The organism is Xenorhabdus hominickii (assembly GCF_002632725.1).
Classification (GTDB): Bacteria; Pseudomonadota; Gammaproteobacteria; order Enterobacterales; family Enterobacteriaceae; genus Xenorhabdus; species Xenorhabdus hominickii.
This window is the reverse complement of the sequence record NZ_NJAI01000002.1, coordinates 35,829-45,450: the sequence shown is the minus strand read 5'-3', so window position 1 is coordinate 45,450 and position 9,622 is coordinate 35,829. Positions and strand designations below refer to the sequence as shown.

The following is a 9,622-nucleotide window of genomic DNA, read 5'->3' as shown; positions in this document are numbered from 1 at the left end:
CGTCAATTACAACGACGACCCGAGCGCGTAAAAAGTTATTTCAAATCACGGTTTATTAAATATGCCGCATAGCCGATGTATTTTTCCGCCGGGTTAATAACTTCTTTACCATTGATATTGAGCGAAACAGAAGGGGTTTTATTTTCAAGGTAAACAATCGGGAATGAGAAAAATGAGTGTATCACTATTATGAAAACTTATTTAGTGTGCAATCTTCACATAGGCTTTATTGATTGTGATTCCAATATCTAATTATTGGAATCACAATCAATAAACTCGCCGTTAATGTGACAGAACTAAAAACTAATGACTAATAACTTTATCATTGTGTATATTTTATTTTATTAAGTTTTATTGGAATAAAATTTTGTTTTAAAAGTTATACATTGATTTTATTATGTTATTTTTTTGCTGTTCATACATTGATTACTGATTAATTTAAATGTAATCTAACCTTACAATATTAATTCCTGTTTGAAACTAATAATTATATTTATAAGGATATTTTTAATTGAAATTAATCTGACACTTCTGAGAGGTAATATAATGGCTGCAAAACTTTTAATAAATCTTGCCGATAGTGGGACACAGGTCATCAAAGGTCAACCGTTTAGCGTATCTGCCAAAATATCCGGGGAAACAGGTATGGTTTCTGGCACTACAACGGTTACAGTTATAAATTCAACGGGGGCGAAATTATTAAAAATATTCCCCAGTAAAATCTCTCAAGGAATTTGTTACCAACAATTGATATTTCTTGCTGACGAAAGCGCTCAAGACTGTGACATCAAGTTTTCCACTAACACCGTAAATAAGCCAACAGCGGAAGAGAAATATAAAATTGGTGATAACCCTGCCCTGATACGAGACACCTGCGTAGTGAGAGGAGCATCGACGTATTTGTATGATCCAACTCCCGTTGAATTAACGGGTGATTCACCGACTACCAACCCATATATTTCAGCGTCAATCAACCCGATGATAAAAAAAGTGGGAGCACTTTCAAAGTACGAGATTCCGATTCGTACAACCGCTCCGCTACGAATATTTACAGTAGAGGGGGGAACTTCGGTTGAAATTCTACCTTATGATATTGATCTGGAAAAACAATATTATTACTATCTAGTCAATAAACCATCAATCGAGGCTGTTAACCTAAAAATATATGCGACTCTGGGTATCAGTAGGTTCGTTGGTATTGAAACGATATTCAACCAGTTAGAATTTAATCAAAAACAAACCTTATTTATTAATACAATTGCAATTGATTCATCCAGCAGCTTTGATCCCCCAATCATTGAGGAAACATACACGACTTCTGATTTAACAAGACCGGATGAAATAGATCATTTTCATTTCATGATCCCACATTACTCGGGAGCTAAATCTGGTGATTTCATCATTGGGTTTGTGAGCGACGATGAAAGCAATCTGTATAAGAAACAATTATGCTTTGGGCAGTTAGAGCGTGAACAGAGCGGATATTATAAATTGGTAGCTGATTACGGCAACCTATACGATGGTGATAATATCATCAGCTATGTTGCGCTTGACGAGCAAGGGGAAGTAACAGGCTCTAAGCCTAATATCATCACCTATGACAGCGGGGGCAATAACAGTCCAAATCCCAATGATATATCCAGAACTTTGGTTGCTCCAGAAGTGTATGACCAGTTCGGTGTATATCTCGGTATGTATCAGGCAATCAACATCAACAGTGTTGGTACAAAAGGACTTGAGGTACGACTGTTATCCGATTTGTCTAAATCGGAGACAACAATTGTCGCAGGTGACACGATCACTATTACAGCTTATATCTCATATTGCGTTGATACACAATCACAAGCACGTCCATTACAGTTTAATGTTATTGAAAGTCACCCCGTGAAGCAGAGTGAGATATCAGATAATTATTATAAAATTAACATTCCTGCCAACCAACTGATGGGTTTTAGCCCGGCAAGTAGCGATAATGATGGAACTCTCTCGATAGACTACCTCCGAGTTGCCCAGAACCAAAAATCGAAAATGTTTGTCAGGAGCTTCGGTACAGCCAGAAAAACTGATGAATAATGATGCATCAAGTGGTAATGATGATGGAACTATCCCGTTAGACTACATTTGTGTAGTTCGGAACCAGAAATCAGAACTTTTTATCAGGAGCTTCGGTACAGTCTCATCTTAACATAACTAGCATGTGTGCCAGTCAATAGATATTATTGGCTGCCACCTTTTATAAAAAAATGTTTTTCTATGGGTGATTATATGTCGATAAAAACAAATACTCTGGCAGCCCCCTCTTTACCACAAAGTAAAGAGGGTATTATTGATGAATCAGAATTAAGTCAACCCATATTAGTGGTAAAAATAAAACGATATGAACCCGTCAATATTGATGATTATATCATTGTTAATCTGAAAGGAGATGTAAATGTATCGTCAGAACCATTTTATATAATAGAAGAAAATATTCACTTTCCTCACTATGAAATAATAATCCCTTTCTCTCATATTCCTCTTGGTAGTTATGATGTTTATTATGCGGTTACTGACAGGAATAAGAATACAACGTTATCTGCGACTGAACACGTCACAATTAAACATTCATATTTTTCACCCTGTGAAGCGAGTTTAACAATAACCGGATATCAGCCAATCGGTGACGAATACGAAATACTGACAATCCAGATTCACGATAAACAGACATCTGAACAAATTAAAAACACAGCCGTCTTTTATAAAATCGAGCGGGCCGTAAACATAAGTAACGTGTTAGAAATTGGTTCAAACCCCGATACGATACAATCAATGACTACAGATGAATACGGGCAATTTAAAATAAACCTGCAAGGTCAGAAGGGAAGATATTGCACTATAAGAGTGACGACTGATAAATATGTTGGCAGCATAAAATATACCATGGGACAATTTTAAGGAGATATTATCAATGGCAACGACAACACTTCATTTTCCAGATATTAAAAATGGTTGGTATATATCGTATTTTTTTCAGAAATTCGCTGGGTATGATTATACAGTGAAAATACAAGATAGCGCCACTGGGGAAAATTACGCTACTTGGTACAAATCAGGTAGTGAGTGGAATTCTAAAGACTCTAATTCATTTCTATACACAGGAGAAAATGGAAATCTTATATGTATTGTTGATTGTCCATCGAGTAGCCAGCTTGATAATACCTGGGCTGAAAGTCTTATAGTACCAAGTTCGGGAGAGCCAACTCTGGGAAGAACCTATTGCGCAGCCTTTGAAGATCACGGTGGCAAACTCGAATACAATAACCTTTTTGTCTGTCTGGTAGGATGGAAATATAACGACGAACCGTGGGACGTTAGCCACTAATAAATTGCTTCGCACCATTTTTTCATCAGAGTAACTCTCTGAAAATTCTCCACCGTGGGGCATCCCCCACGGTTTTCTGTTAATTCCAATGATACTCTTTTAATCACCATGTCGTTTTTATACCGATTTTGGCCTTCAACTCGTAGCTGTCTGCAAAGTTATTCAGGCTGGTGTTGACTGAAGCTTGACCATAGACGAAAGATTTTCGGTTATCCCAACTGTAGGAACCTCCCGCTCCCCCGTCCCCCCAGGTGCGGTCATGGCCACTGATAAAGGCAACATCGGCGACGTTAGTCAAATCATCACGCCCCAAAACCTCCTGATTAATATTGAAAAAACCATATAAATGTGTGGCTTTTTGACGATAGTCTATCGTCGTGCCTACCCGAAATTTCATACTTTCGCTTCGGTCAAAATGGATTTTGGCGCCAAATGGATCATGAAACCCATTCATATCTATGGAAGAGAATATGAGTTGTGTTTGTGGGGTCAATGACCATTCCTGATTCAAGTCAAGCCCTTGTCCTGCTTCCAGACTCAATGCATACCCCAGTGCGGATTTACTATTTCCCAAAGACTGGCCGGCAGTCTTTGAATTCAGGTCATTATCAAAATAGCTGAGCTGGGCTAGGCCATCCAGATAAAATCCATTGTTGCCATACCACGTACCGGTTCCCCCCGCCGCGTAACCATTGGCACGAATATTCCCCTTACCATGCTCAGAGCCGACATCCGCATCAATATTCGAATATTGCAGGAAAACACCGCCAACGACTGCGCCCTGAGTATTTTCATAAAGACGGCTATCGATACCGACTTGGGCGCGTCTCATCTTATAGGTAATATTGTCCGCACCAGAGGTAGTTACACGGGGCGACAGCTTGCCATAAGAGCCGGTTATTTGTCCCCATCCCCCAGTAGGTAACGGGCTTGGGCGATTTGCTTCGTGCTTGTTGGCAATGGTCGTGTTTAAGTCCGCCACGTCACTCAAGCGGCTCTCATGTCCGGCAATTCGGTCACGTAAAGAGGCAGGCTTATTTAATGTCTGCAAAATACTGCCATAAGCCTCGTAAAGACTCACACCAGCATGGTAGAGCTGCGCCGGAGGATGATGTGGTTGAGTCGGTTTTGAATTTTTCAGCGACGAAATCAGATACCAATCCTTGCCATTTTTATCAAGACGGTAAGCATAGGCACCCGTGACAATAACAGGATCGCCCTGATGGTGATAGTCACCGGCCAAATTGAACGAGGCATTCGATGTGCCTTTTACTTCCACAACCTTGATACCTTCTTTCGTGAGCGCCCCTTTTCCACCGGTATTTTTAATCGCAAGCTGTGTTGTGCCGGATGCGTTGCCTTTCACTACCAGTTTGTCAGTTGTGGAATTATCCCCTGCAAATACCGTCGATAAACTGATCATACCGTGATTGCCGGTATAGTCATCCGTGACAGTCAATGTCCGCCCGACCGCGTTATCATCTCTGCCAAATATCACCGTGCCGCTGTTATTTAACGCGGAAAACGTGGTATTAAACCCACCTAAATCCAGCGTACTTCCTTTCTCGTTGATGAAAGAAGACGCCGCACTGAAAGCACCTGCTGTACCTTGGTAAAGCGTCCCCTGCTGTACGGCTGTTGTTCCTGTATAAATATTTACGCCAGTGAGGGTGAGTTTGTTTTTACCCTTTTTAACCAGATTGCCCTCACCGGTGATCTTGTCAGCAAATGCCATGTCATTTGAACGGTAAAAGGCGAGGGAACCGTTACGACCAATTTCAACACCGCCGATAATATCGCCTTCAGTGCCACTATTCCCAATCTGGAGCGTACCGCGTGTCACTTTTGTACCGCCGGTATATCCATTCTTAGCGGATAAAATCAACGTACCCTCATCCCATTTTTCAAGCATCGCTGTCCCTATCAGGGGGGATGCAATGGTGGCAACCATACCCGCTGAGGATTTATTACCTGCACCCACACGGATTTTGGCGCTTCTCGTACTGTCAGTGGCTAGTGTCAGCGGTTCACCGGTAATCACATACCCATCGGTTCTGAACTGCATCCCGTTGACCGTGACAACACCGCCGCTGTTATTGACCCGTACCGTACCGGATTTTTTAGCGAAGATAGGGAATTGGTCAGTATTTCGCCAACTGGATTTCATGTCCCCTGATTTCGATGTCCAGTTCTGATCACCATCCACCTGCCAGATACCATCACCTCCGGCCCACCAGTTCAGGGTTAGTCCACCCGTGTTAGTGAGGTGGACTTGATTCGGGTTATGTGTATCGAGAGAGAGTGAACCGGAATTGTCACCCGTTATCGTCATCCCATTATTATTTAACTTGCGGTCATAATTGAAGATATCGTATTCACCTGCGGCGAAACCGCCCAGCTCCTTAACATTCAGTGTACCTGCCAGCGTCAGATCGCCATGAACCGTAAATAACCCGGATGCTTCCTCCGATCCAAGGGAAATATTTACGTTAGCATCCGGCTCAAGGGTCAAGTCATTGTCAAATGTCAGGATATCGCCTTGTTGACCTGTACCCGCAAGATGACCGCCAGCTTTAATCGTTGTTGTACCCCCGATAGTGCCGGTGCCACTCACCGCGCCCCCTTTTTTTACAGTGAGCTTCGACGTTTTGTCGCCCAGTTTCCCATTAATGGAAAACATGCCGCCTTCAACATTCGTTGTTCCTGTAAACGCGGAGGAATCTGCGCTTAGCGTTGTTGTGCCCGTTTCTGTCTTCTCAATCAGGCCATTACCGGAAATAGCACTCTCAAAAGTATTTAGGTCACTGAGATTAAAGGCCAGTATGCCATTGTTTAAAACACCGCCTTTGGCAAGATTTCCGCTTTTACCGCCGTTACCGAGTTGTAATGTGGCATCCTTATCTATTGTGGTTTTACCCGAGTAAGTGTTATTACTGGTTAAGGTTGCTGTTCCTCCCTTAACTTCCAGCGATCCGGTTCCGCTTATTTCACCGTCCAGCGTCACCACACTGTCTTTTTTACCGGCAACAATGACTGCCCCATTATTGTCGATACCAGCGAGAGAGAGTTTGCCAATTTTAGCCCCATCACCAAATTGCAGTTTGCCTGTTGTCACGGTGATGGGTTTACCGGTTTTTACATTATCGGTCAGAATCAAATCGCCAGTTCCCCGATGGTAAACAGAACCATTTCCATCAATCTCGTTGTCGAAAATTGTTGGAACAGTGCGGGAAAAAGCCAGTATTCCGTTATTGCCAATAGTGACTTTAGACTTATTATCAATGCTTCCCGTCGTCCCATTATTGCCAAGCTGTAAAGTGCCTGATTCAATATTTGTTTCACCGGTATAGGCATTCTTTCCTGTTAAAATAGTTGTGCCAATACCGGCCTGGTGAACATTCCCTGTTCCGCTAATGATATGGTTATAAGCTGTTTTACCACTTTGGTTGAAATAAAGAGTTCCATCATTATTTGTAATATCACTGAAAATACGTCCGCCATCGCCAAGATAAAATTCGCTTCCCGATAACAGCGTTACAGCCTCAACGCTCATATGATGGGTATAATTTTTTGTTTTCGTCCCACTGCCATCGATGGTAACAACGGAATCTTTTATTCCAGTCACATCGCCATCCAGAATAGCTTTTGGGCCAGACATAAAAAGTTTGGCGCTTCCAAGCGCTACCTTGCCAGTGATCGAACCGGAATTGTGAATACCATGAGTAATGGTGCCAGAATTATGGATACCATGAGTGATTTTACCTGAATTGTAAATACCATCGGAAATGGTGCCAGCATTATCTATAGCAAATTTATCCCCTTTTATTTCGCCGCTATCCTGATTCGTGATGGTAGCAATAACCCCTTTGTCATCTATAAAAATGCCATTTTGTTTGCCATGTATCTTTGATGCATTGGTAATTTTTTTAATATTGGAAGCTTTCTTTGACTGTGCTGATGGGCCTTCTCCAATTACGCTAATAGCGTTCTGTTCAGCAATAATCCCTTTGCTTCCTAAATTATTCTGTAGGTTTTCGATAGTTCCTCCACCATCAACACGAATACCATCTTCGAGGCCAGTGACGATGCCATCATTATAAAGTGTTTTAAGCGTTGTCAAATCAAAAATAGAAATTCCTTCTATCTTTCCCTTATTACGATTAATAATTTCTTCTACATATCCATACATACCATCCATTTTTCCTGTTCCCTGTGCCGCATCGATATATATTGAATAAGAACTATCCTCGCTGTCGAATTTCATTAATCCATTATTATCCAACGTCTTTAACTTGCCCGAAACCCACACTGCACCATAGGTGCCATTTATGATCCCATTATTAACTAATTGTCCAAGAGAACCAGTATAAGTTACATTGACTCCAATATATCCATACAACGTGCCAGAATTTTTTACCCCATCGGCAGAGATGGTTTGAGCATAATTATCATCATTACCAATATTGACAGCATTGTATGCAAAATGATAATTACCTGATAGGCCCGAACCTACGGGCACAATAATCGATTTCTTGTCCTCGATTTCCACCGTTTCGCGGCTTGCAAGATTACAGGGTTCTGTTGCTGGATAATCAATTTTGGTCGTTCCATTCGGAGTGCCACACTGTGAAGCTACCGCATTAACGCTTACGCCAGAAAAAAATAAAGCTATTCTAACTGCCAATGATAATACCGAACATTCATATATTTTCATGAATCGGAACACCGAATAATTTACATATGTAGTTTAATGCTAGAAGAGTTTTACCGATACGTCGATTTATGGTGCTGTTGCATTAGTGAGTTTTTATAAAAAAAGATAAAAAAACACTAATAATTAATGAAATATTCAGATAATTCCTAATTATCAGAACCCCTCCGTCAAATTATCGATTCTATTTATTTTATTACCAAATAAAAATTTCTTTTCAACATTATCTTAATAGGTGATTGAGTTTTATAAACTCAATCACCTACCATTATTTCTTCAATTTATCAGCAGCGGCTTCTCCAGCTTTACCACCTGCTTGTTTGGATTCAGTTGTTCCTTTTTGCATACCATTTTCTAATGTGCCACCAATTTTAATTCCAGCCCATGAAAGTGCCCCCATCCAAACAGCAGGTAGCACAAGAAACATCGTTCCCATAACAAAATTTATGATAATATCATCCGAAACATTTTGGACTCCCATTATATTCCACCTGCTATGCGTATCTGAATCGTACAACGCACTTATCATCCAGCTATCCAACCAACGAGCAAGTTCCCACCAAAACGTTAAGAAATTTAGAGCAAAAATCACAAGTGTTAAAGTGATGGCGGTCTTGAATTCGTAGGCTGAGAACATCAAAATCAAGGGCAACATCACATATACCGCCATTAACAACAATGCCTGAACCATAGGTAATGATTGCCGCATAGCATCTAACGCTGGAAATGCTGCAAATGATCCAATCACTTGACCAGCCATTGAACCTAGCCTGGTTCCTGTATTTATTAAACCGAAATCAGCATTACCTCCATACCCCATATATACAGAGCCTCCTTGAGACACCTTCAGACTTTCTGGACTGACCAAACGGCGAATAACCGCTTCTTCAAATTCTCTAGAGTTCCTATTCAGAATCTTAATTGCCGATTTTGCCCTCAGCCACATACCAGGATCAGCTTGTTCCATCACTAACTTTTTTAAACCAACCTTTCCATCTGACCACCATTGAGCACATGTTGGATAACCTCCTGTACCTGTATCTGGATATCCATCATCACGTTTAGAAACCCAAGAGAATCCAGTTCTAGGTGTACGCGATTGGAGTGTTTGATAAGCCCCATTTAAGAAGGTCTGAGAGCCTAACCATTCAATATCTCGTAAAATATCTTCATTCGCTTCCTTTCCCTGGTCTTTACTTTTCCAGTCATACAATGCAAGTGAATAGCAATCATTGGTAAAATCTTGCAAAGCAGCAACCAATGCGCTGTTTTTTATATAACTATGCTGCACTTCGAAACGCACCTGTCGTAAATCTGGACGGCATGGAATTGACGCTACAGCAGCTTGAGTAACCCCTTTCGATAGTTTATGAATCAACAACCACCATATTGGTCATGTATTAAATAGTTAGATTGAATATCAAAAATAGTACTCACGCTCAATAAAAGTTCCTATCACCTTATCGTGCATTTCTTCGGATTTTGAATAACTGATAGTTTTTCTATTCAGTCTTTTTACTCGAGTACGCTGAGTTAAATTCGTTCTCTCT

At 40.9% G+C, this 9,622-nt stretch carries 5 protein-coding genes and 1 pseudogene; 3 read left to right on the top strand and 3 right to left on the bottom strand.

The features are described from left to right. Window positions 1-546: 546 nt before the first annotated feature. The 3 genes from Xhom_RS07395 (at window position 547) to Xhom_RS07385 (ending at window position 3,361) form a co-directional block, all read left to right on the top strand. Complete coding sequence (locus Xhom_RS07395) at window positions 547-2,073, top strand: hypothetical protein (RefSeq protein WP_069316693.1); 1,527 nt, start codon at window positions 547-549, stop codon at window positions 2,071-2,073. Between the two features lie 192 nt (window positions 2,074-2,265). Next, window positions 2,266-2,934 carry a hypothetical protein gene (locus Xhom_RS07390; protein ID WP_069316694.1) on the top strand — a complete coding sequence of 223 codons (669 nt, stop codon included), beginning with the start codon at window positions 2,266-2,268 and terminating at the stop codon, window positions 2,932-2,934. A gap of 13 nt (window positions 2,935-2,947) precedes the next feature. Then, complete coding sequence (locus Xhom_RS07385; protein ID WP_069316695.1) at window positions 2,948-3,361, top strand: hypothetical protein; 414 nt, start codon at window positions 2,948-2,950, stop codon at window positions 3,359-3,361. 103 nt (window positions 3,362-3,464) lie between these two features. Here Xhom_RS07385 and Xhom_RS07380 read toward each other — a convergent pair whose 3' ends face one another. The 3 genes and pseudogenes from Xhom_RS07380 to Xhom_RS07370 form a co-directional block, all read right to left on the bottom strand. Continuing rightward, window positions 3,465-8,075: an autotransporter outer membrane beta-barrel domain-containing protein gene (locus Xhom_RS07380; RefSeq protein WP_069316696.1), complete on the bottom strand. Its 4,611-nt coding sequence runs from the start codon at window positions 8,073-8,075 to the stop codon at window positions 3,465-3,467. Between the two features lie 265 nt (window positions 8,076-8,340). After that, window positions 8,341-9,465: pseudogene (locus tag Xhom_RS07375) on the bottom strand (conjugal transfer protein TraG N-terminal domain-containing protein); the annotation flags it as partial. 27 nt (window positions 9,466-9,492) lie between these two features. Further along, the coding region (locus Xhom_RS07370) for an IS1 family transposase (RefSeq protein WP_244590775.1) at window positions 9,493-9,622 on the bottom strand (130 nt) is incomplete at its 5' end.

Coding starts and splice junctions, on each gene's coding strand:
- Xhom_RS07380 (WP_069316696.1), bottom strand. CDS start 8,075: ATGAAAATATATGAATGTTCGGTATTATCATTGGCAGTTAGAATAGCT.
- Xhom_RS07395 (WP_069316693.1), top strand. CDS start 547: ATGGCTGCAAAACTTTTAATAAATCTTGCCGATAGTGGGACACAGGTC.
- Xhom_RS07390 (WP_069316694.1), top strand. CDS start 2,266: ATGTCGATAAAAACAAATACTCTGGCAGCCCCCTCTTTACCACAAAGT.
- Xhom_RS07385 (WP_069316695.1), top strand. CDS start 2,948: ATGGCAACGACAACACTTCATTTTCCAGATATTAAAAATGGTTGGTAT.